25 protein-coding genes are annotated in these 18,981 nt (G+C 65.6%); 9 read left to right on the top strand and 16 right to left on the bottom strand.

Going from position 1 to position 18,981, the window contains the following annotated elements; genetic code table 11:
• Window positions 1-2: 2 nt before the first annotated feature.
• Complete coding sequence (gene murA / locus JC616_RS22990; RefSeq protein ID WP_107801059.1) at window positions 3-1,256, top strand: UDP-N-acetylglucosamine 1-carboxyvinyltransferase; 1,254 nt, start codon at window positions 3-5, stop codon at window positions 1,254-1,256.
• A 214-nt stretch (window positions 1,257-1,470) separates the two neighbouring features.
• Here the strand turns inward: murA and JC616_RS22985 are convergent, their stop codons facing one another.
• The 9 genes from JC616_RS22985 to dapC all read right to left on the bottom strand — a co-directional run bounded on the left by JC616_RS22985 (window position 1,471) and on the right by dapC (window position 8,251).
• Entirely contained in the window at window positions 1,471-1,806 is a 336-nt protein-coding gene (locus JC616_RS22985) for a zinc ribbon domain-containing protein YjdM (protein ID WP_227105656.1), read from the bottom strand.
• 66 nt (window positions 1,807-1,872) lie between these two features.
• A complete protein-coding gene (locus tag JC616_RS22980) occupies window positions 1,873-2,655 on the bottom strand; it encodes an MlaA family lipoprotein (protein WP_107801057.1) in 783 nt (260 codons plus the stop codon).
• A 16-nt stretch (window positions 2,656-2,671) separates the two neighbouring features.
• On the bottom strand, window positions 2,672-2,965 hold the full coding sequence (locus JC616_RS22975) for an STAS domain-containing protein (RefSeq protein ID WP_227105654.1): 294 nt from the start codon (window positions 2,963-2,965) through the stop codon (window positions 2,672-2,674).
• A complete protein-coding gene (locus JC616_RS22970; RefSeq protein ID WP_227105652.1) occupies window positions 2,965-3,591 on the bottom strand; it encodes an MlaC/ttg2D family ABC transporter substrate-binding protein in 627 nt (208 codons plus the stop codon). The genes JC616_RS22975 and JC616_RS22970 overlap by 1 nt, the downstream gene beginning before the upstream one ends.
• An 89-nt stretch (window positions 3,592-3,680) precedes the next feature.
• Window positions 3,681-4,154, bottom strand: a complete 474-nt coding sequence (gene mlaD, locus JC616_RS22965) for an outer membrane lipid asymmetry maintenance protein MlaD (RefSeq protein ID WP_107801054.1) — start codon at window positions 4,152-4,154, stop codon at window positions 3,681-3,683.
• Window positions 4,155-4,165: 11 nt separating this feature from the next.
• Window positions 4,166-4,951 (bottom strand): lipid asymmetry maintenance ABC transporter permease subunit MlaE, encoded by a 786-nt coding sequence (mlaE, locus tag JC616_RS22960; RefSeq protein WP_107801053.1) that lies wholly within the window; start codon window positions 4,949-4,951, stop codon window positions 4,166-4,168.
• A complete protein-coding gene (locus JC616_RS22955; RefSeq protein WP_199225948.1) occupies window positions 4,944-5,762 on the bottom strand; it encodes an ABC transporter ATP-binding protein in 819 nt (272 codons plus the stop codon). The genes mlaE and JC616_RS22955 overlap by 8 nt, the downstream gene beginning before the upstream one ends.
• A 380-nt stretch (window positions 5,763-6,142) precedes the next feature.
• A complete protein-coding gene (gene dapD / locus JC616_RS22950) occupies window positions 6,143-6,964 on the bottom strand; it encodes a 2,3,4,5-tetrahydropyridine-2,6-dicarboxylate N-succinyltransferase (RefSeq protein ID WP_227108622.1) in 822 nt (273 codons plus the stop codon).
• A gap of 84 nt (window positions 6,965-7,048) precedes the next feature.
• Entirely contained in the window at window positions 7,049-8,251 is a 1,203-nt protein-coding gene (dapC, locus tag JC616_RS22945; RefSeq protein ID WP_107801051.1) for a succinyldiaminopimelate transaminase, read from the bottom strand.
• A gap of 58 nt (window positions 8,252-8,309) precedes the next feature.
• Here dapC and JC616_RS22940 point away from each other — a divergent pair, with 58 nt between their 5' ends.
• Together JC616_RS22940 and JC616_RS22935 are read left to right on the top strand one after the other, a co-directional pair.
• Entirely contained in the window at window positions 8,310-9,224 is a 915-nt protein-coding gene (locus tag JC616_RS22940) for a DMT family transporter (protein WP_019101310.1), read from the top strand.
• Window positions 9,221-9,796, top strand: a complete 576-nt coding sequence (locus JC616_RS22935) for a GNAT family N-acetyltransferase (protein WP_227105650.1) — start codon at window positions 9,221-9,223, stop codon at window positions 9,794-9,796. Before JC616_RS22940 ends, JC616_RS22935 begins: the two co-directional genes overlap by 4 nt.
• Before the next feature lie 165 nt (window positions 9,797-9,961).
• On the opposite strand, the gene JC616_RS22930 is transcribed toward JC616_RS22935, so the two are convergent.
• Window positions 9,962-10,183: a SlyX family protein gene (locus JC616_RS22930; protein ID WP_107802046.1), complete on the bottom strand. Its 222-nt coding sequence runs from the start codon at window positions 10,181-10,183 to the stop codon at window positions 9,962-9,964.
• A gap of 10 nt (window positions 10,184-10,193) precedes the next feature.
• Window positions 10,194-11,507 carry a Na+/H+ antiporter family protein gene (locus tag JC616_RS22925; RefSeq protein ID WP_107801048.1) on the bottom strand — a complete coding sequence of 438 codons (1,314 nt, stop codon included), beginning with the start codon at window positions 11,505-11,507 and terminating at the stop codon, window positions 10,194-10,196.
• Between the two features lie 336 nt (window positions 11,508-11,843).
• On the opposite strand from JC616_RS22925, the gene JC616_RS22920 reads away from it, so the two are divergent.
• Both JC616_RS22920 and JC616_RS22915 read left to right on the top strand, forming a co-directional pair.
• Window positions 11,844-12,140 carry a DUF2325 domain-containing protein gene (locus JC616_RS22920; protein WP_107801047.1) on the top strand — a complete coding sequence of 99 codons (297 nt, stop codon included), beginning with the start codon at window positions 11,844-11,846 and terminating at the stop codon, window positions 12,138-12,140.
• Complete coding sequence (locus JC616_RS22915) at window positions 12,137-12,295, top strand: hypothetical protein (RefSeq protein WP_158274379.1); 159 nt, start codon at window positions 12,137-12,139, stop codon at window positions 12,293-12,295. The genes JC616_RS22920 and JC616_RS22915 overlap by 4 nt, the downstream gene beginning before the upstream one ends.
• A 15-nt stretch (window positions 12,296-12,310) precedes the next feature.
• On the opposite strand, the gene rlmH is transcribed toward JC616_RS22915, so the two are convergent.
• The 5 genes from rlmH to JC616_RS22890 all read right to left on the bottom strand — a co-directional run bounded on the left by rlmH (window position 12,311) and on the right by JC616_RS22890 (window position 15,913).
• Window positions 12,311-12,781 (bottom strand): 23S rRNA (pseudouridine(1915)-N(3))-methyltransferase RlmH, encoded by a 471-nt coding sequence (gene rlmH, locus JC616_RS22910; RefSeq protein ID WP_227105648.1) that lies wholly within the window; start codon window positions 12,779-12,781, stop codon window positions 12,311-12,313.
• A 75-nt stretch (window positions 12,782-12,856) separates the two neighbouring features.
• Window positions 12,857-13,225: a ribosome silencing factor gene (rsfS, locus tag JC616_RS22905; RefSeq protein ID WP_019101317.1), complete on the bottom strand. Its 369-nt coding sequence runs from the start codon at window positions 13,223-13,225 to the stop codon at window positions 12,857-12,859.
• Between the two features lie 173 nt (window positions 13,226-13,398).
• Window positions 13,399-14,037 carry a nicotinate-nucleotide adenylyltransferase gene (gene nadD / locus JC616_RS22900; protein ID WP_227105646.1) on the bottom strand — a complete coding sequence of 213 codons (639 nt, stop codon included), beginning with the start codon at window positions 14,035-14,037 and terminating at the stop codon, window positions 13,399-13,401.
• Window positions 14,038-14,041: 4 nt separating this feature from the next.
• Window positions 14,042-14,620: a beta-class carbonic anhydrase gene (locus JC616_RS22895; RefSeq protein WP_227105645.1), complete on the bottom strand. Its 579-nt coding sequence runs from the start codon at window positions 14,618-14,620 to the stop codon at window positions 14,042-14,044.
• A gap of 255 nt (window positions 14,621-14,875) precedes the next feature.
• On the bottom strand, window positions 14,876-15,913 hold the full coding sequence (locus tag JC616_RS22890; protein WP_227105644.1) for a DUF2804 domain-containing protein: 1,038 nt from the start codon (window positions 15,911-15,913) through the stop codon (window positions 14,876-14,878).
• Between the two features lie 159 nt (window positions 15,914-16,072).
• On the opposite strand from JC616_RS22890, the gene JC616_RS22885 reads away from it, so the two are divergent.
• Genes JC616_RS22885 through JC616_RS22870 form a run of 4 tightly spaced genes read left to right on the top strand, consistent with a single transcriptional unit; the run spans window position 16,073 to window position 18,970 of the window.
• Complete coding sequence (locus JC616_RS22885) at window positions 16,073-16,387, top strand: ArsR/SmtB family transcription factor (protein ID WP_043589439.1); 315 nt, start codon at window positions 16,073-16,075, stop codon at window positions 16,385-16,387.
• Entirely contained in the window at window positions 16,387-16,818 is a 432-nt protein-coding gene (locus tag JC616_RS22880) for a YeeE/YedE family protein (protein WP_227105643.1), read from the top strand. Before JC616_RS22885 ends, JC616_RS22880 begins: the two co-directional genes overlap by 1 nt.
• A gap of 2 nt (window positions 16,819-16,820) precedes the next feature.
• Window positions 16,821-17,249, top strand: coding sequence for a DUF6691 family protein (locus tag JC616_RS22875; protein WP_227105642.1), 429 nt, complete (start codon window positions 16,821-16,823; stop codon window positions 17,247-17,249).
• Entirely contained in the window at window positions 17,246-18,970 is a 1,725-nt protein-coding gene (locus JC616_RS22870) for a SulP family inorganic anion transporter (protein WP_227105641.1), read from the top strand. Before JC616_RS22875 ends, JC616_RS22870 begins: the two co-directional genes overlap by 4 nt.
• Window positions 18,971-18,981 lie beyond the last annotated feature (11 nt).

Below are 18,981 nucleotides of genomic sequence, written 5' to 3'. Positions count from 1 at the left end.
TCATGGATAAATTGAAAATCATCGGCAACGGTCCGATCAACGGCGAGATCCGCGTTTCCGGCGCCAAGAACGCCGCCCTGCCCATTCTGTGCGCCAGTCTGTTGACCGGCGACACCATGCGCTTCACCAATGTGCCGATGTTGCGCGACATCGCCACCACCCAGAAGCTGCTGCAAGGCATGGGGGTGCGGGTGATGACGGACAATGTGCACGAGATGGAAATCACCGCCGGCCATCTGGACAGCCTGGTGGCGCCGTACGATCTGGTGAAGACCATGCGCGCGTCCATCCTGGTGCTGGGCCCGACGCTGGCGCGCTTCGGCGAGGCCACGGTGTCCCTGCCGGGCGGCTGCGCCATCGGCAGCCGGCCGGTGGATCAGCACATCAAGGGCCTGGTGGCGATGGGCGCCGAGGTCAGCATCGAGCACGGCTACGTCAAGGCCAAGGCCCGCCGCCTGCGCGGCGCGCGCATCATCATGGACATGGTGACCGTGGGCGGCACCGAGAACCTGTTGATGGCGGCGACGCTGGCCGAGGGCACCACCGTGCTGGAAAACGCCGCGCGCGAACCGGAAGTGACCGATCTGGCCAACTGTCTGGTGGCCATGGGCGCCAAGATCAGCGGCATCGGCACGGACCGGCTGGTGATCGAGGGCGTGGAGCGTCTGCACGGCGCGGATTACGCGGTGATGCCGGACCGCATCGAGGCGGGCACCTTCCTGGTGGCCGGCGCGATGACGCGCGGCCACATCGTGCTGCGCAACGCCGCGCCCAAGAGCATGGAAGCGGTGCTGGACAAGCTGGCCGAAACCGGCGCGGTGGTGGAGTGCGGGGACGACTGGATCTCGCTGGACATGAAGCGCCGTCCGCAGGCGGTGAACTTCCGCACCTTGCCTTACCCGGCTTTCCCCACCGACATGCAGGCCCAGCTGATGACGCTGAACTGCGTGGCCGAGGGCGCCGGCGTGGTGACTGAAACCATTTTCGAAAACCGCTTCATGCACGTGCCCGAGCTGAACCGCATGGGCGCCAATATCGAAGTGGAAGGCAACACCGCCATCATCAAGGGCGTGGAGAAGCTGTCCGGCGCCACGGTGATGGCCACCGATCTGCGCGCGTCGGCCAGCCTGGTGATCGCCGGCCTGGTGGCCGAGGGCGAGACCATCGTCGATCGCATCTACCACCTGGACCGCGGCTACGAGCATATCGAGAAGAAGCTGGGCGCGGTAGGCGCGCTGATCGAACGGATCAGCTAAGAGTCTGTTTACGATCTGCTGCGCGTCGGCGATACGGCGTTGAAACCGTCTTCGAAATGCTCATGTACCGAATGTACATTCCGCTTTCTCAGCCGCTTTCGCCTTGTCTCGCTCTAGCTCGCGAGATCGTAAACAGGCTCTAAGCGATAAGCTTGCTTTTGCAATGAAAAACGCCACGGCTCAGGCCGTGGCGTTTTGTTTTGGTGCGCGGGATTTACGCTTTCTTGACGAATTCGGACTTCAGGCTCATCGAGCCGATGCCGTCGATCTTGCAATCGATGTCGTGGTCGCCGTCGACCAGGCGGATGTTCTTCACCTTGGTGCCCACTTTCACCACCAGGGAGGAGCCTTTGACTTTCAGATCCTTGATCACGGTGACGCTGTCGCCGTCCTGCAGCACATTGCCGTTGGCGTCCTTGATCACGCGGGCCTCTTCGGACGGCGCGGCCTGCTCGTTCCATTCGTGCGCGCACTCTGGGCAGACATACATCGCGCCATCCTGATAGGTGTATTCGGATTTGCATTGCGGACAGGCTGGCAGATTGCTCATGGCGTTTCCTGTTGATAAGTAAAAAGGAAGGCCGCCGGCCAGTGGCCGGCGGCGGAGAGAGTGGGTTTACTGCGCGGCGGAGGCCGCTGTCTTGTCGCCGGGCGCCGTCGCGGCGGGCGAGTCGACCAGTTCGTCCAGGCTGAAGGTGTCCGCCGGCTGGGTGGGGTTGGGCAGGCCCAGCTGCTGCGCGCGCAGCTGCATATAGGCGTCGCGGGTGTAGCTGTATGGATCCAGCGCCGCGGTGCTGAGCATGGCTTCCACGCCCAGGTAGCGGGCGCGGGTGTTCACGCCGTACAGGCCGTAGAAGCCCACCGCCTGCCAGGTGGTGTCGTAGAACATTTTTTCCGGGCCCGGGCCGGCCAGCGAGGCGGTCAGGCCGGCGCCGTCGCGCACGGTGGAGGGGCCGAAGAAGGGCAGCACCAGATAGTTGCTGTCGTGCCAGCCCCAGGCGGCGAAGGTGTCGCCCAGCGTGGTCTTGTTGTTCTTCAGGCCGGCCTGGCTGGCGATGTCGATCAGGCCGAACAGGCCGAAGCCGGTGTTCATCGCCACTCGCATCACGTCGTTCAGCGCTTTTTCCGGCTCGGCGCGCAAGGCGTTGGACAGCGCGCTGTAGACGTCTTTGAGATTGTCGAAGAAATTGCTGACGCCGGTGCGCACCGGCGACGGCGTGACGGCCTTGTAGCCCTCGGCCACCGGCTTGATCACGTAGCGGTCGGCGGTGTCGTTGACCTGGTACATGGCGCGATTATAGGGCTCGAAGCGGTCGTAAGGCACCGTCGGGTTGCTGGCGCAGCCGGCCAGCAGCAGCGAGAGCGCCAGGCCGGTCAGCGCGGGTTTCAGGGACGACATAAATCCTCTCCGCATATCAATCCGCCGCCGGGGCGGACAGCAGCTCCGCCAGCGAGTAAAGGTCCAGCAAGGCACTGAGCCCGCTCGGCCAGTTTTCCAGCGACAGGGCGTGGCCGGCGGCGTCGGCGGCGCGGCGCGCGCCAAGCAGCAGGGCCAGCGCGGCCGAGTCGGCGCCGGTCACGCCGGACAGATCCAGGCGCAAGGGCGCTTCGCCGGCGAGCTTGGCCAGCGGCGCGGCGAAGGGGCCGCAGCTGTCCATGTTCAGTTGGCCGCTGAGCCGGGCCTGGCCGGGGGCGGTGCGTTTCAGCATCAGGCGTTGCCCTTGGCGGGCGCAGCGGCGGCCGGCGCCGCGTTCTTGTTCTGCAGCAGCTTGATCAGGCCGTCCACGCCGCTTTTGCGCACTTCTTCGTTGAAGGAGTTGCGATAGACGGTGACCAGGCTGGCGCCTTCCACGCTGACGTTATAGATCTTCCAGCCTTGCGCGCCCTTGTTCAGCGAATAATCCACCGCCACCGGGTTGGCGTTGCCCGGCAGGGTCACCGTGGTTTTCACGGTGGCGTCGCGGTCGCCGTTGCTCATCAGCGGGTTGGGCTTGACGTCGACCTGGGCGGTCTTGAAGCGGGTCATGGTGGCGGAGTAAGTACGCACCAGCAGGGTTTGGAACTGCTGGGTCAGCTGGGTGCGCTGCTCGGCGCTGGCCTGGCGCCAGCCCAGGCCCACGGCCAGCGCGGTCATGCGTTGGAAGTCGAACATCGGCACCGCCACCGCTTCCGCCTGCAGGCGGATTTGCTTGGTGTTCTTGCCGTTGTCCTGTTTCAGCACTTCCAGCACCTGGCGGGAAGCGTCCTTGATCACGTCGGTGGGGGTGTCGCCGGCGGCTTGGGCCGCGGCAGACAGGCCGAACAACAGACAGCAGAATGCGAGCAGTTTTTTCATCTTTTTTCCAATCGATTGCGAGTGAGCCGGCGGCGCGGGCAGCGCGCCGGCCGGCAGTGTGTTGCGGGGTGCCCCGTCTTTGTGCCGCGCTATTTGTCAGCGCTCTTGTTGCTATCGGTAAAGCCCGTTATGAACTTGCCGATCAATTGTTCCAGCACCATGGCCGAGGAGGTGATGGTGATGGTGCCGCCCGGGGCCAGATTGGTTTCCGAGCCGCCTTGCAGCATGCCGATATATTGTTCGCCCAGCAGACCGGCGGTCAGGATGGACGCGCTGGCGTCGTCGCTGATCTGATAGGTCTTGTCAATATTCAGAGTCACGCGGGCGCGATAAGTTTTCGGGTTGAGCCGGATGTCGGCCACGCGTCCGATCACCACGCCGGCTTCCTTGACCGGCGCTTTGACCTTCAGTCCGCCGACGTTGTCGAAGTCGGCGTAGAGCACATAGGTCTGGTTGGCGCTTTGCGGGACCAGATTGGCCACTTTCAGCGACAGAAAGGTGACGGCGGCAATGCCCAGCGCCACGAAAATGCCTACCCACAAGTCAATAGTAGAGCGTTTCATTCGGGTTTTTCCTAGAACATGAAGGCGGTCAGGATGAAATCCAGCGCCAGGATGACCAATGCGGAGGTGACCACGGTCCGGGTGGTGGCGGCGGACACGCCGCTGGCCGTCGGAGTGGCGTCATAGCCTTCGAACACGGCGATCAGGGTGACGGCGACGCCGAAGCACAGGCTCTTGATCAGTCCGTTGACCACATCGAAATGCAGATCGACGTTGGCCTGCATCTGCGACCAGAAGGTGCCGACGTCCAGGCCTATCATCACCACGCCCACCAGGTAGCCGCCGAAGATGCCGACCACGTTGAACAGCGCGGCCAGGATGGGCATGGAGATCACGCCGGCCCAGAAGCGCGGCGCCACGACGCGGGCGATCGGATCGACCGCCATCACGCTCATCGCGTCCAGTTGCTCCGTGGTTTTCATCAGGCCGATTTCGGCCGTCATCGCGCTGCCGGCGCGGCTGGCGAACAAGAGCGCGGCCAGCACCGGGCCCAATTCGCGCAGCAGGGCCAGTGCCACCACCGCGCCCAGCGCGTCGGAGGAGCCGAATTTGGCGAGGGTGCTGTAGCCCTGCAGGCCCAGCACCATGCCGACGAAGAGGCCGGACACCAGGATGATGATCAAGGACATGACGCCGGCGAAGTAGACCTCGCGTATGGTCAGTTGCGGCCGCAGCAGGCTTTGGCCGCTGCCCCGCAGGATGGCCACCAGAAAGCGGCAGGCGAAGCCCAGCCGCCAGACGGCGTTGATGGCGAGATGGCCTAGTCTGCGCAAGGGCGCGGCGATCAGGTCAAGCATGGCGGCCTCCGTTGAGTCCCAGGTCGTCGGCGAGCGAGCGCTCCGCCGGATAGGCGTAATGCACCGGGCCGTCGGCCTCGCCCCAGATGAATTGGTGCACCCATGGCGAATCCGAATTGCGCACCTGGTCCGGCGTGCCCTGGGCGACGATTTCGCCGCCTGCGACGAAGAGCACGTGGTCCACGATCTCCAGCGATTTGTGCACGTCGTGGGTGACCATCACCGCGGTGGTGCCCAGCGCGTGGTTGAGCTTCTTGATCAGGTGGGCGATCACGCCCAGCGAGATCGGGTCCAGGCCGGTGAAGGGTTCGTCGTACAGCATTAGCTGTGGGTCCAGCGCGATGGCGCGCGCCAGCGCCACCCGGCGCGCCATGCCGCCGGACAGTTCGGCCGGCATCAGCTGCTGGGTGCCGCGCAGGCCGACCGCTTCCAGCTTCATGGTCACCAGGTCGCGGATCATGCTGTCCGGCAACTTGGTGTGCTCGCGAATGGGGAAGGCGACGTTGTCGAACACCGACAGATCGGTGAACAGCGCGCCGAACTGGAACAACATGCCCATGCGGCGGCGGTGTTGATAAAGTTCGGCGGCGCTCATTTTGGCGACGCTCTTGCCGTCCACCAGCACCTCGCCGCTTTGCGGCCGGTTCTGGCCCGAGATCAGCCGCAGCAGCGTGGTCTTGCCGCTGCCGCTGCCGCCCATGACGGCCACCAGCTTGCCGCGCGGAATCGCGAGGTTGAGGTTTTTCAGAATGGGCCGTTCGCCATAGGCGAAGCTGACGTTTCTGAACTCGATGAAATTGTCAGAAGACACAAGTTTTCCAGATAGCATGCGTGAAGCCGCGGACGGCTTCGGTTGAAACGGCGGACCCGGAGCGGTGCGATGGCGGGCCGTTCAGGCAAAGCGGCTCTTGAAGCCCGTCGCCCAAGCTTTGGCGTTGCGCTGCGCCTTGGCTGGCGGCGCTTCGCGGCCTGGGCTGAGCGGTGCTTGGAGAGCGGCCGCTTTTTTGCCGATTCTTTTCGAACTGGAGATTTTATAGACTTGTCGTGGACTAGCCAAATTTCAACAGCATTCGCGATGCAAATATGCTGCATTGCAATGCGGCCGGAGACGCCGAGAGGCGACGACGGAGGGGAGAAAAGGCGAACGGCGGGCGAGCCGACCGTCCGCCCGAGCCGGCGGACGGCGGGGCCTTACACGCCGCGCAGCAGCTCGTTGATGCTGGTCTTGCTGCGAGTCTGAGCGTCCACTTTCTTGACGATCACCGCGCAGTACAGGCTGTGGCTGCCGTCCTTGCTGGGCAGGTTGCCGGACACCACCACCGAGCCCGGCGGCACGCGACCGTAGCTGACTTCGCCGGTTTCGCGGTCGTAGATCTTGGTGGATTGGCCGATGTAGACGCCCATGGAGATCACCGAGCCTTCGCCTACGATCACGCCTTCGACGATTTCCGAACGTGCGCCGATGAAGCAGTTGTCTTCGATGATGGTGGGGTTGGCCTGCAGCGGTTCCAGCACGCCGCCGATGCCGACGCCGCCGGACAGGTGAACGTTCTTGCCGATCTGGGCGCAGGAGCCGACGGTGGCCCAGGTGTCCACCATCGCGCCTTCGTCGACGTAGGCGCCGATATTGACGTAGGACGGCATCAGCACGGTGTTCTTGGCGATGAAGCTGCCCTTGCGCGCCACCGCGCCCGGCACCACGCGGAAACCGGCTTCCTGGAAGCGGGCCGGGTTCCAGTCGGCGAACTTGGTGTCGACCTTGTCGAAGTAGCGGTTGACGCCGTCATCGGAGATTTCATTGTCGCGGATGCGGAAAGACAGCAGCACCGCCTTCTTCACCCACTGGTTCACCACCCAGTCGGCGCCCTGTTTTTCCGCCACGCGCAGGCGGCCGGCGTCCAGCTCGGCGATCACCTGGCCGATGGCGGCCTTCAGTTCGGCGGAGACGGTGGCGGGCGTGATCTCGGCGCGCTTCTCAAACGCTTCTTCGATCAGGGTCTGGATCGGATGCATGGTGTTCAGTCCTTTGGCAATGTGGATGGAAGTCGTCATTCAATTCGCTTTCAAGCGGCCGCGCCGGAGGCGGGCCGCGTGGATTCAGGGGGTCTGGCGCTGCCGGCGCTCGGCGAAGGCGACGATGCGCTCGACGCCGGCCACGCATTCCTCCAGCGTGGCCACCAGCGCGACGCGGACATAGCCGGCGCCGGGATTGACGCCGTGGGCCTCGCGCGCCAGGTAGCTGCCGGGCAGCACGGTGACGTGTTCTTCGGCGAACAGCGCCTTGGCGAAGTCTACATCATTCCCGTCCGGCACCTTGGCCCACAGGTAGAAACCGGCGTCCGGGCGGCGCACTTCCAGCCCCATCGCCAGCCGCGGGGTGACCGCGTCGAACTTGGCGATGTATTGCGCCCGGTTGGACTCGACGTGATCCTCGTCGTTCCAGGCCGCCACGCTGGCCGCCTGTATCGTCAGGCTCATCGCGCTGCCGTGGTAGGTGCGGTAGAGCAGGAATTTCGCCAGGAGCGCCGCGTCGCCGGCGACGAAGCCCGAGCGCATGCCGGGCACGTTGGAGCGCTTGGACAGGCTGGTGAACATCAGCAGCCGCTCAAAGCCGCGTCCCAGCTTGCTCGCCGCCTCCAGCCCGCCCAGAGGCGGCCGGCCGAAGTGGATTTCGGAATAGCACTCGTCGCTGGCGATGACGAAGCCGTAGCGGTCGGACAGCTGAAACAGGGTTTCCCAATCGGCCAGCGACATCACCGCGCCGGTGGGGTTGCCGGGGCTGCACACGATCACCAACTGGGTGCGTGCCCACACCGACTCCGGCACCTGGCTCCAGTCCGGCTGGAAGCGCTGTTCGGCCAGGCAGTTGACATAGTGGGGCTCGGCGCCGGCCAACAGTGCCGCGCCTTCGTAAATCTGGTAAAAAGGATTCGGGGATATCACTACCGGCGCCGGCTCCGCGCTTGCGTCGATCACCGTCTGCACAAAAGCAAACAAGGCTTCACGGCTGCCGTTGACCGGCAGTATCTCGCTTTGCGCATCCAGGTTCAGGTCATAACGCCGCCGCATCCAGGCGGCGCAGGCCTGGCGCAGCGCTTCGCTGCCCAGCGTGGCCGGGTATTGCGACAAGCCGCCCAGATTGGCTATCAGCGCCTGTTCCACCAGCGCCGGCGTCGGGTGCTTGGGTTCGCCTATCGACAGGTTGATGTGCGCCTTGTCCGCGGGTGGCGTCGTGCCGGCGAGCAGGGCGCGCAGGCGTTGAAACGGATAGGGCTGCAATTGGGCCAGGCGAGGGTTCACGGGTATCTCCAGGAAAGCGGGCGCAAGCAAACGAACAGCGAACATCTTAAGAACAGCAATGACACCTGTAAAACAAAAGTTTCTGGCCACCACCGGCATTCTGACCACCGCGCTGGTGTGGGGGCTGATGTGGTATCCCTTCCGCAGCCTCAATCAAAGCGGAGTCAGCGTGGCGATGACCTCGCTGGTGGTCTATCTGGTGGCCATCACCCTGGGCGTGATCACCTTTTTCGACGTCTACCGCCGCCAATTCCGGCTGCAGCCGGTGTTGCTGGTGCTGACCGCGGTGTTCGGCTGGTGCAACTACAGCTATACCTGGGCCGTGTCCGAGGGACAAGTGATGCGGGTCTTGCTGCTGTTCTACCTGTCGCCGCTGTGGACGGTGTTCCTGTCGCGGCTGATCCTGAAGGAGCGCCTGACCCGCAGCGGCTGGCTGGTGGTGGCCCTGTCGCTGCTCGGCTGCTTCATCTTCATCTATCGTCCCGGCCTGTTCGCCGGGGAGCTGCCGCTCAGCCATCGCTACGAATGGCTGGCCTTGTCCGGCGGCATGGCCTTCGCGCTGGGCAATGTGATCAGCCGCGGCGCCCAGTCCATTCCGGTGCCGGTCAAATCGGCGTCGATCTGGTTCGGCGTGGCGTCCATCGGCGCGATCAAGCTGGCGCTGGCCGGGCAGTTGGGCGGCATTTTGCAGATACCGCCGCAAAGCTGGCTGGTGCTGGGCATCCTGGGCGTCACCTTGCTGTGCACCAGCGTGATATCGCAGCACGGGGTTTCCATTCTGCCGGCGACGCAGACGATGACGTTGATGCTGATGGAGTTGTTGTTCGCGGCGGCGTCGGCCTATTTGCTGGCCGGCGAGGCGATGACGCCGCGCGAATGGGCGGGCGGCGCCTTGATCGCCAGCGCCAGCCTGTTGTCCGGACGCATGACCAGAAAGCCGGGGACGGCGCAATTGAAACAGGAGGCAGCATGATTACGATCAGACCGATGAACGACGACGATTTCGAGCGTTTCTGGCCGGTGTTCCACGCGGTGGTGGCGGCCAGGGAAACCTACGCCTTCGATCCGGAGATGACGCGGGAGCAGGCGCGCGAGCTGTGGTTGCGGCTGCCTTTGCACACGCTGGTGGCGGAGGAGGATGGCGCGCTGCTGGGCTCGTATTTTCTCAAGCCCAACGCCGCCGGCCCGGGCGGCCATGTCTGCAACTGCGGCTATATGGTGGCCGAGGCGGCGCGCGGCAAGGGCGTGGCGCGGCTGATGTGCGAGCATTCGCAGCAATTGGCGCGCGACAGCGGTTTCCTGGCGATGCAGTTCAATTCCGTGGTGGCCAGCAACGAGGTGGCGGTGGCCTTGTGGCGCAAGCTGGGCTACGAGCAGGTGGGGCGTTTGCCGCGCGCCTATCGTCACGCGGGGCTGGGTCTGGTGGACTGTCTGGTGATGTACAAATGGCTGGGCGACACCGCGCCGGACATGCCGGAACCGGCGCCGCTGATCGGCCGCAAGAATATCGAGGCGACGGTGTCGCGTCGCAAGGGCCACCGCTAGCGCCTGTTCCAAGCCTGCTGCGCATCGGCGGGATAATGAGATACAGGGTGTTGAAACCGCTTCGAAATACTTATGCGCCACGTGCGCATTCCGCTTTCTCAGCGGTTTTCGCCTGGTCTCGCCTTAGCTCGCGAGACGTTGAACCGCTTCTAAGCCGCCGCCAGCTCAATAATGCGGCGGAACCTCGTCGCGCAGGCTGAGGCCGGACGCGGCGTCGTCCGGCTGGGCCTGACGGAATTGCTGGTAGAGCAGACGCATCTGCTGTTGCAGCAACTCCATGTCTTTTTGCTGGCGCGCCACGGTGGCGTTCAGCGCGTCCAATAGTTCGTCCTGGAAGGCGAGCTTCACTTCCATTTCGGCCAGGCGGGCATCGATTTGATCATCCATGCCGGCCATTCTACAACACCATGGCCGCGATCCAGCCGGCCGCCAGCACAGGCAGGTTGTAGTGCAGGAAGGTGGGCAGCACGGTGTCGCGGATATGGTCGTGCTGGCCGTCCACGTTCAGGCCCGAAGTCGGGCCCAGCGTGGAGTCAGAAGCCGGCGAGCCGGCGTCGCCCAGCGCGCCGGCGGTGCCGATGATGGCCACGGTGGCCAGCGGCGAGAAGCCGAGGTGCATGCACAGGGGCACGTAGATGGCGGTGAGAATGGGCACGGTGGAGAAGGACGAGCCTATGCCCAGAGTCACCACCAGGCCCACCAGCAGCATGGCGAAGGCGGCCACGCCCTGATTGCCGGCGAACAGGCCGGCGCTGGCGGTCACCAGCGCGCCCACCTGGCCGGTGGCCTTCAGCACTTCCGCGAAGCCCTGGGCGGTGATCATGGTGAAGCCTATCATCGCCATCATCTTCATGCCTTCGTTGAACAGACCGTCCGCGTCCTTCCATTTCACCACGCCGGTGGCGAGGAAGAGCAGAAAGCCCGCCAGCGCGCCCATGATCATCGAATCGGTATACAGCTGCACCGCGAAGGCCAGCGTGATCGCCAGCAGCGCGGTGGCCAGCGATTTGCGGCTGACCTTGGCGCGGGTGCGTTCGGCGTTTTCTATCTTGCCCAGCGCGTACTGGCGCGGTTTGCGGTAGCTGACCAGCACCGCCCACAGCAGGCCGGCCAGCATGCCCAGCGCCGGTATCGCCATCGCGTGCATCACATTGACGCCGCGCACGTCCATGCCGGATTTGGCGATGTTGCCGAGCAGGATCTGCTTCAGAAAGATATCGCCGAAGCCCACCGGGAACACCATATAGGGCGTGACCAGGCCGAAGGTGATCACGCAGGCGACCAGGCGGCGGTCCAGGTGCAGCCGCGCCATCACATAGAGCAGCGGCGGCACCAGCAGCGGGATGAAGGCGATGTGGATGGGAACCAGGTTCTGACTGGCGACGCTGACCAGGGCCAGCAACAGGATCAAGGCCCATTTCAGTTTGCCTTGCGCGCCGCCTCGTTCCAGCCGCTTGATCGCCAGATCCGCCATCGCGTGGGGCAGGCCGGATTTGGCGATGGCAAGAGCGAAGGCGCCCAGCAGGGCGTAGGACAAGGCCACCGCGGCGCCGCCGGTGATGCCGTTGTTGAAGGCTTCCAGCGTGCGGGACAGAGACAGGCCGCCGCTAAGACCGCCGATCAAGGCGCCGAGCAGCAGGCTGATGACGACATGGGTGCGCAAGAGCGCCAGCCCGAGCATGACGATGACGGCCAGAAGAACTGCGTTCATTTGTATATACAGATCAATAGGTTGGGCGGATAGGCCGAGGGCGCGCAGCGTAGCGGGTTTCGGTTTTTCTGTCGATAGTTTTGCTGGCAAGGACGGGGGGAGGGGCGCGAGATGAGGCCAGCCGCGGCGGCGGAGGCGGCGTCTTGTTTTACCTAGGGATTTCAAAGGTTTGCCGATTCATCGTCGCGGAGGATGACGCGATGGGACCGCTGCGGCATTCATATATTTATTGGAAATAAAAAACTAATTTTATATATCTTTACTGCGCCATTACATCGGCTTAGAGTGAGGACATGTCAAGGCGGCGTGCCGCGCCGCGCGAGAAGGAGGTGGCTGATGAACGCTCTGCTGATAGGCGCGGACAGCTTGGGGAATATTCCGGCGGTTCTGCAAAGCTACGATATCCGGATTTCCCGCCACATCTGCGGGCGCAACGTCGCGCATCAGCGCAAGGCGCCGCTGCCGGGCAAGCCGGATCTGTTGATCCTGCTCACCGATTTCCTGGGACACAATGTGATGCGCAATTACCGGGACAGCGCCCACGCGCTGGGCATTCCGGTGGTGGCCTGCCGCCGATCCGCCACCGCGGTGGAGCGGCGTTTGCAATATGAGGGCTGGAGGAAGCTGCCATGATTTTTTCAGGCAATGAAAATTGGTTGGACAGCCTGGCGCGCGCCGAGGGCTCGGCGCTGCCGCTGCGCGAGGATTCCGTCACGGTGGAATGGGCCGGATTGGCGCCGCCGCCCTTGCCGCCGCCCTTGGCGGCCCAGGCCTCGCCGCCGGCTTGATCCGCCAGCGTCCGTCTATTCGCGATGGTAGGGGTGGTTGTTGAGAATGGAATAGGCGCGGTAGATCTGCTCGGCCAGCATCACCCGGACCATGCCGTGCGGCAGCGTCATCGCGGACAGTTGCAGCAGCACGTCGGCGCGTTGTTTCAATTCCGCGGCCAAGCCGTCGGCGCCGCCGATGATGAAGGCCACATCGTCGCCGCCGGCCATCCATTCCTTCAGGCCTTCGGCCAGCCGCACCGAGGTCCAGTTCTTGCCGCGCTCGTCCATCACCACCAGCCGTGCGCGCGGCGGAAGGGCGGCGAGCAGCCGCTCGTGTTCGGCGGCAATGCCTTTTTCGGCGGTGACGCCGCCGCCGCGTTTCTCCGGCTTGATTTCCTTCAGTTCCAGCGTGATGTCGCGGCCAAAGCGCTTGGCGTAATCGCCGTAGGCTTCGTCGACCCAGCGCGGCATCTTGGTGCCGACGGCGAGAATAGTGATTTTCATCGTGTGTGAGCCAGGGAGTAAAACGCAAACGGGGACTTGCGTCCCCGTTCTTGATGGCGGCTTAGCGCAGCCGGATCAGGTCGCCGACCACGGACGGCCGCCGGCCGGCAGGAAGCTGGGCTTCTGACCGCCCCACAGCGCTTCGATGTCGTAGTAGTCGCGCACCGCGGGCAGCATCACGTGCACCACCACGTCGCCGGCGTCCACCAGCACCCATTCTCCGCTTTCGTGGCCTTCGCTGCCGACGATGTCCACGCCGGCTTCCTTCAGCTTCACGTGCACGCTGTTGGCCAGCGCCTTGACCTGGCGGTTGGAGTCGCCGGTGGCCACGATCATGCACTGGAACAGCGAGGTCAGCTTGCTGGTGTCCAGTTCGATGATGTCCTTGCCCTTGACGTCTTCCAGGGCTTCGATCGCCAGCTTGGCAATGTCTTGCACTTCCATAATGTCCTTTTCCTATGCGGGGTCCGCGTCGGCCAGAGCCGGCGCAAAGCGGCCGCAAAATGGCGGGCGGGCCGGCGCGCGCAAGCGGCCGGCAGACCCGCCGTATTGCTTTTAAAGTGAATCGCTGCCGGCCGTCTGCTGACGGCCTGGCGGAAAGTGGCCGGACACGGCGGCTACACTGTCTGGTATAGCCGGTGTTGGCGGATATAGGCCAGCACCGCGGGCGGTAGCACATCGTCCACCGCGTCGCCGCGCGCCAGGCGCTGGCGGATGTCGGTGGCCGCGATGTCCACCGGCGGCAAGGCCAAGGGGCGGATTGTACCGGATGCGGTTCGATTTGAAAAATCAGAGACTTGCCGGGCGCGCCACAAGGGCTGCACCGGCGCGGGCAGCGAGGCGGGATCGAAGCCGGGGCGCAAGGCTACGGCCAGGTTGGCGAAACGCAACAGTTCGTCCCAGCGCTTCCAGGTGTGCAGCGTGGCCAGCGAGTCGCCGCCGATCAAAAACCACAATTCGGCGGCGGGGCCCAGCTCGGCGCGCAGTTCTTCCAGGGTGTCTATGGTGTAGGCCGCGCCGGGGCGGCGCACTTCGCGCTCGTCCACCGTCAGCCGCGGATGATCCGCCGCCGCCAGCTCCGCCATGGCGAGGCGCTGGGCCGGCGCGGCGTACGGGCCGTGGCTGCGATGATAGGGCCGGCCGGCCGGAATCAGCCTGACCTCGTCCAGCGCCAGCTCCGCGGCGAAGGCGTCGGCCATGCGCAGGTGGGCGTTGTGGATGGGGTCGAAGGTGCCGCCGAACAGGCCCAGACGCACCGGCTTACTCCGGAGCGTCGTCGTTATGGTAGCCGTCGACGATGACTTCCAGCCGGCCGGTGGACGGATGGATCACCATGCCGTGCACCGGAACGTCCTTGGGCATCAGCGGATGGTTGCGGATGGTGTGCACGGTGTGGCGCACGCTGTCGGACACGTTGTCGAAGCCCTTCAGCCAGCCGTCCAGATCGATGCCGGCCGCGCGCAGCGTGGCGATGGTGTCTTCCGACACGCCGCGTTCCATCGCATGGTCCAGCACGCGCTGCGGATCGACCGCGCGCATGCCGCAGTCGCGGTGAGCGACCACGCAGATCTCGTCGGCGCGCAGTTCGTACACGGCCATGATCAGGCTGCGCATCACCGAACCCCACGGGTGGGTGATCAGCGCGCCGGCGTTCTTGATCAGCTTGGCGTCGCCGTTCTTCAGGCCCATGGCCTTGGGCAGCAGTTCCACCAGCCGGGCGTCCATACAGGCCAGGACGGCCAGGCCTTTGCCGGGGAATTTGTCGGTCTTGAACTGCTCGTATTCGCGGTTTTCCACGAAGTGGCGGTTGTGTTCGAGCAGAGCGCTTAATCTATCCATGATGGCAATCTCCTACTGAGAGTCTGTTCATGAGCGTTCTGGCGCGGAGACGCAAAAGGATCATGGACAGGCTCTGACGCTGCATTGGGTCGTTTAGAGAAAATACTCGGTTGCGGGCGCATCCTACCACTGTTGTTCCGGCCGGTCTTGTGTTTTCGCAAACCAGGGATTTCCCTGACTACAGCAGGGAATTTCGATGAACTCCAGACAATGGCGGCGAATGGGCGCTGGCGCGCCGCATCGAGCGGGCTACGCTCACCAACGCGACAGATGGTCCTCGGTCACGCCGAGCAAGTCGTCGACCACATGGACGGCGCCGTTGTCCGGATCGCGGATCTGGCCGTTGAAGCGGCCGATAGGCTGCACATAGCGGCTGGCGGCGATCAGCAGATTCTTGTCTTCGCGGCGCGCCCCCTCCGGGGCGAAGCTCAGGTCCAGCAAGCCGTTGTCGCTCTGCATGCGCCAGCCCAGCAGCGGATCCTCCGGCTGGTAGTCGAAGCGCACCGGCCCCAGCCGGATCAGTTTGCCGCGCAGCCAGGCGGCGTTCTCGGTGTCGCCCATATAGCCTTGCTGCAGATTGAAGCCCAGTTCCAGCGAATGCGCGCTGGCCCAGCGCCAGCGGGTTTCCCGCGCCAGCAGGCCGTTGGAATAGTCGAGCGCCGCCACCGCGCCGTCCAGCGAGTAGCGCCGGTCCTGGCAGTCGGCGAAGCCGCTGATCTTGAGGCCGCCGCTTTTGTGGGTGGAGTGGGCCAGCCAGTTGGCCGGCGCGATCACCGCCAGTACCGGCGGCATGTCCGTCAATTGAATGTGCGCGGCCAGCTTCAACTGCGGCGAGTCCACCGCCAGTTCCAGCCGCTCGCCGTCGCGGCGGAAGCTCAGCCGGCAGCGGCCGGCCTGGAAGGCGGCGTCGCCGAAGGCGCGGTCTTCGATTCGCGTGGACAGGCCGGGCAGGCCGTTGGCGCTGGCGGCGGCGATGACTTCGCCGCTCTTGCGGTCGAACAGATAGGCGAAGGCGGTGCCGGTCCAGCCGACGTCGACGATGGCGACGCCGATGAAAAAGGCCGGGTGGGCGATGGCCGCGTACTGCCAGCGCTTGTGATGCAGCCGGCGCGTCAGCCTTTGGTAAGGCGTGGTTTTCAGCGCGCGCCAGTCCAGCCGCTCGATGATGCCCTGGTACACGCCGAAGGCGGGAATGCCGCGCTCGTGCACCAGTTGCCTGGGGGCGGGCGGGAGGAGGGTGGAGGCCATGGCGGTGCTGGGCCGGGCCGGCGCCGCGGCTGGAAATAGGTTCATGGCCTTGAGTCTACAACAGTTTTTCCCGGCGCGATGGTGACTGATAGGCCATGTGGCGACGGGCGGACAGTGTGGCGCGGCGGTAACAGTTAGTTGATTTACATTATATTATAAAACATAATGTTTGCGACGCCGGATCGCGGCGGCGGGAGAACAAATATGGATTTGAACATGCTGCGCGCCAATGCCGGCCGCGCCGCCTTATTGTTGAAGGGCCTGGCCAACGAGGACAGGCTGCTGCTGCTGTGCCAGCTGGTGGACGGCGAGAAATCGGTGTCGGAGCTGGAGCGTCTGACCGGCATCCGTCAGCCCTCCTTGTCGCAGCAGTTGGGCGTATTGCGCAATGAGGGCCTGGTGGCGACGCGGCGCGAAGGCAAATGGGTGTATTACAGCGTGGCCAGCGCCGACGCCCTGGCCTTGCTGAACGCCTTGCACGCGCTGTTCTGCGCCGACCAGCCGGCAGGGGCGGCGTGATGGCCGTGGATTGGGCGGCGTTCACGCCGTGGTCCGCCCTGTCGGGCGGGGTGCTGATAGGCGCGGCGGCGGGCTGGCTGGCTCTGTCGCACGGCCGCGTCGCCGGCATCAGCGGCATGGTGGCCGGCCTGCTGGGACGGCGGGCGGACTGGCGCGCGCGCTTGGCCTTTCTTCTGGGCCTGACGGCCGCGCCGGCGCTGTGGTGGCTGGCGGCGGGCGAATTGCCCATCGTCAAGATCGAGGCCGGCGGCATGCGCTTGCTGGCCGCCGGCTTGCTGGTGGGCCTCGGCGCGGGCCTGGGCTCCGGCTGCACCAGCGGCCACGGCGTTTGCGGGCTGGCGCGCATGTCGCCGCGCTCCTTGGCGGCGACGGCGGCCTTTATGTTCGCCGGCTTCGTGGTGGTGGCCGTGTTTAGACATTGGGGGTCGTGAAGATGGCGGCGGAGTGGAAGCGCTTATTGTCGATGGCGGGCGCGGGTCTGCTGTTCGGCCTGGGGCTGTTGTTGTCCGGCATGGCCAATCCGGCCAAGGTGCTGGCCTTTCTGGATCTGGGCGGCGCTTGGGACCCCAGCCTGGCGTTGGTGATGGCCGGCGCCGTCGTCGCGGCCTGGCCGGCCTTCCGTCTGGCCGAGCGCCGCCCGCGCGCGTTCTTGGGCGAGCCGGCGTCTTGGCCGGCCAAGACGCCGCTGACGCGCCGGCTGATAGGCGGCAGCCTGTTGTTCGGCATTGGCTGGGGCCTGGCCGGCATCTGTCCGGGGCCTGCCTTGTTGCTGGGCGGCATGTTGTCGCCGCAGAGCGCGTCCTTCCTGCCGGCGATGGCGGCCGGCCTGTGGCTGGCGGGACGACTGGAGCGGCGCGGGTGAGGCTCTGGCTGCCTGCCTGGCTGCGCGGCTACCGGCGCGCCTACTTGCCGGGCGATCTGGGCGCGGGCCTGGTGGTGACCCTGCTGTTGGCGCCGCAAGGGCTGGCTTACGCGCTGGTGGCCGGCTTGCCGGCGCAGGCGGGTTTGTACGCCAGCATCGCGCCCTTGCTGATTTACGCGCTGGCCGGCCGCAGCCACGCGCAGTCGGTGGGGCCGATGGCGATGACTTCCTTATTGGTGGCGGCCACGCTGTCGCGGCTGGCCGAGCCGGGTTCAGGAGATTATCTGGCGCTGGCCATCGGCCTGGCGCTGTTGTCCGGCGCGATGCTGGCGGCGCTGGGCCTGCTGAGGCTGGGCTTCGTCGCCGACCTCTTGTCGGAGCCGGTGCTGGCGGCCTTCACTTCGGCGTCGGCCTTGCTGATCGTGTTGTCGCAGCTGGGGCCCTTGCTGGGCGTGCAGGCCGGCGGCGCGTCCTTGCCGCAGCTGCTGGCCGGGCTGTGGCGAGCGGCCGAAGGGTTCAATTCCGCCGCGCTCTTGCTCGGCGCTCCGGCCTTGGCCTTGCTGCTGCTGGCGCGTTGGCTGGGCGAACCGCTGCTGCGCCGCTGCGGCCTGAGCGCGCCGGCGCGGCAATTATGGCTGCGGCTGGCGCCGCTATTGGCGGTGCTGCTGGGCATGGGGCTGGTGGCCGGCCTGGATTTGCGCTCCGCCTTGCCGGTGGTGGGCGAGATCCCGCCGGGCCTGCCGGCGCCGACCTGGCCGGGGCTGAGCCTGGAGCAGTGGTCGCAGCTGGCGCTGCCGGCTTTTTTCATCGCGCTGATCAATTACGTGCAGAGCCTGGCGGTGGCTCAGGCGCTGGCGCAGCGCCGCGGCGACGAGGTGGATCCGGACCGGGAGCTGTTGGCGCTGGGCCTGTGCAATATCGGCGCCGGCCTGTCCGGCGGCTTCCCGGTCACCGGCGGGCTGACCCGCTCCATGGTCAACGCCGAGGCCGGGGCCCAGACTCAACTGGCCTCGGTGATCGCCGCCCTGGGCCTCATGCTGCTGGCCGGCTTCGCCGCCGCGGCGCTGGCCTTGCTGCCGCTATCGGTATTGGCGGCGATGATCATCGCCTCGGTCAGCGCCATGATACGTTTCGACAGCCTGCGCCTGGCCTGGCGCGTCGATCGCGCCGATGCGGCGGCGTTCGGGCTGACCTTTGTTCTGGTGCTGTGGCTGGGGGTGGACTCCGGCATCGTCGCCGGCGTGCTGATGTCGTTGGCGGCCATGTTGTGGCGCAGCAGCCGGCCGCATATCGCCGAACTGGGCCGGCTGCCGGGCAGTCATCATTTCCGCAATCGGCTGCGTTTCGCGGTGGAGCGCCTGCCCGGCGCGCTGTTTCTGCGCGTGGACGAAAGCCTGTTCTTCGGCAACGCCCGCCAGGTGCGCGGCGAGACGCTGCGCCGGCTGGCCGCCCAGGCCGGAAGCATGCGATTGGTGCTGATCATGAGCGCGGTCAATCGCGTGGATACCAGCGCCTTGCTGATGCTGGCGCGGCTGGACGCGGAGCTGGCGGCGCGCGGCGTGACGCTGCACCTGGCCGAGATCAAGGGGCCGGTGGCGCAGCGGATGGAGGGCGGCGGCCTGCTGGCCGGTTTCAACGGTCGCGTGCACTTGAGCGCGCAAGCGGCGTGGGAGGCGCTGACCGCGCCGCGGCGGGACGGCGGGGAAGCTCATACTCTTTGACAGTTGATGTT

The sequence above is a fragment of the Chromobacterium rhizoryzae genome (assembly GCF_020544465.1).
Lineage (GTDB): Bacteria > Pseudomonadota > Gammaproteobacteria > Burkholderiales > Chromobacteriaceae > Chromobacterium.
Note: the sequence above shows the minus strand (reverse complement) of the source record. Positions and strands in the feature narration are given on the sequence as shown.

Excerpts from the sequence above, each read along its gene's own strand:
- mlaD (WP_107801054.1), bottom strand. The coding sequence starts at position 4,154 with ATGAAACGCTCTACTATTGACTTGTGGGTAGGCATTTTCGTGGCGCTG.
- JC616_RS22890 (WP_227105644.1), bottom strand. The coding sequence starts at position 15,913 with ATGAACCTATTTCCAGCCGCGGCGCCGGCCCGGCCCAGCACCGCCATG.
- JC616_RS22885 (WP_043589439.1), top strand. The coding sequence starts at position 16,073 with ATGGATTTGAACATGCTGCGCGCCAATGCCGGCCGCGCCGCCTTATTG.
- JC616_RS22895 (WP_227105645.1), bottom strand. The coding sequence starts at position 14,620 with ATGGATAGATTAAGCGCTCTGCTCGAACACAACCGCCACTTCGTGGAA.
- dapD (WP_227108622.1), bottom strand. The coding sequence starts at position 6,964 with ATGCATCCGATCCAGACCCTGATCGAAGAAGCGTTTGAGAAGCGCGCC.
- rsfS (WP_019101317.1), bottom strand. The coding sequence starts at position 13,225 with ATGGAAGTGCAAGACATTGCCAAGCTGGCGATCGAAGCCCTGGAAGAC.
- JC616_RS22915 (WP_158274379.1), top strand. The coding sequence starts at position 12,137 with ATGATTTTTTCAGGCAATGAAAATTGGTTGGACAGCCTGGCGCGCGCC.
- JC616_RS22935 (WP_227105650.1), top strand. The coding sequence starts at position 9,221 with ATGATTACGATCAGACCGATGAACGACGACGATTTCGAGCGTTTCTGG.
- JC616_RS22930 (WP_107802046.1), bottom strand. The coding sequence starts at position 10,183 with ATGGATGATCAAATCGATGCCCGCCTGGCCGAAATGGAAGTGAAGCTC.
- rlmH (WP_227105648.1), bottom strand. The coding sequence starts at position 12,781 with ATGAAAATCACTATTCTCGCCGTCGGCACCAAGATGCCGCGCTGGGTC.
- JC616_RS22975 (WP_227105654.1), bottom strand. The coding sequence starts at position 2,965 with ATGCTGAAACGCACCGCCCCCGGCCAGGCCCGGCTCAGCGGCCAACTG.
- JC616_RS22875 (WP_227105642.1), top strand. The coding sequence starts at position 16,821 with ATGGCGGCGGAGTGGAAGCGCTTATTGTCGATGGCGGGCGCGGGTCTG.
- murA (WP_107801059.1), top strand. The coding sequence starts at position 3 with ATGGATAAATTGAAAATCATCGGCAACGGTCCGATCAACGGCGAGATC.
- JC616_RS22970 (WP_227105652.1), bottom strand. The coding sequence starts at position 3,591 with ATGAAAAAACTGCTCGCATTCTGCTGTCTGTTGTTCGGCCTGTCTGCC.
- JC616_RS22920 (WP_107801047.1), top strand. The coding sequence starts at position 11,844 with ATGAACGCTCTGCTGATAGGCGCGGACAGCTTGGGGAATATTCCGGCG.
- JC616_RS22880 (WP_227105643.1), top strand. The coding sequence starts at position 16,387 with ATGGCCGTGGATTGGGCGGCGTTCACGCCGTGGTCCGCCCTGTCGGGC.
- JC616_RS22985 (WP_227105656.1), bottom strand. The coding sequence starts at position 1,806 with ATGAGCAATCTGCCAGCCTGTCCGCAATGCAAATCCGAATACACCTAT.
- mlaE (WP_107801053.1), bottom strand. The coding sequence starts at position 4,951 with ATGCTTGACCTGATCGCCGCGCCCTTGCGCAGACTAGGCCATCTCGCC.
- JC616_RS22980 (WP_107801057.1), bottom strand. The coding sequence starts at position 2,655 with ATGTCGTCCCTGAAACCCGCGCTGACCGGCCTGGCGCTCTCGCTGCTG.
- JC616_RS22925 (WP_107801048.1), bottom strand. The coding sequence starts at position 11,507 with ATGAACGCAGTTCTTCTGGCCGTCATCGTCATGCTCGGGCTGGCGCTC.
- JC616_RS22940 (WP_019101310.1), top strand. The coding sequence starts at position 8,310 with ATGACACCTGTAAAACAAAAGTTTCTGGCCACCACCGGCATTCTGACC.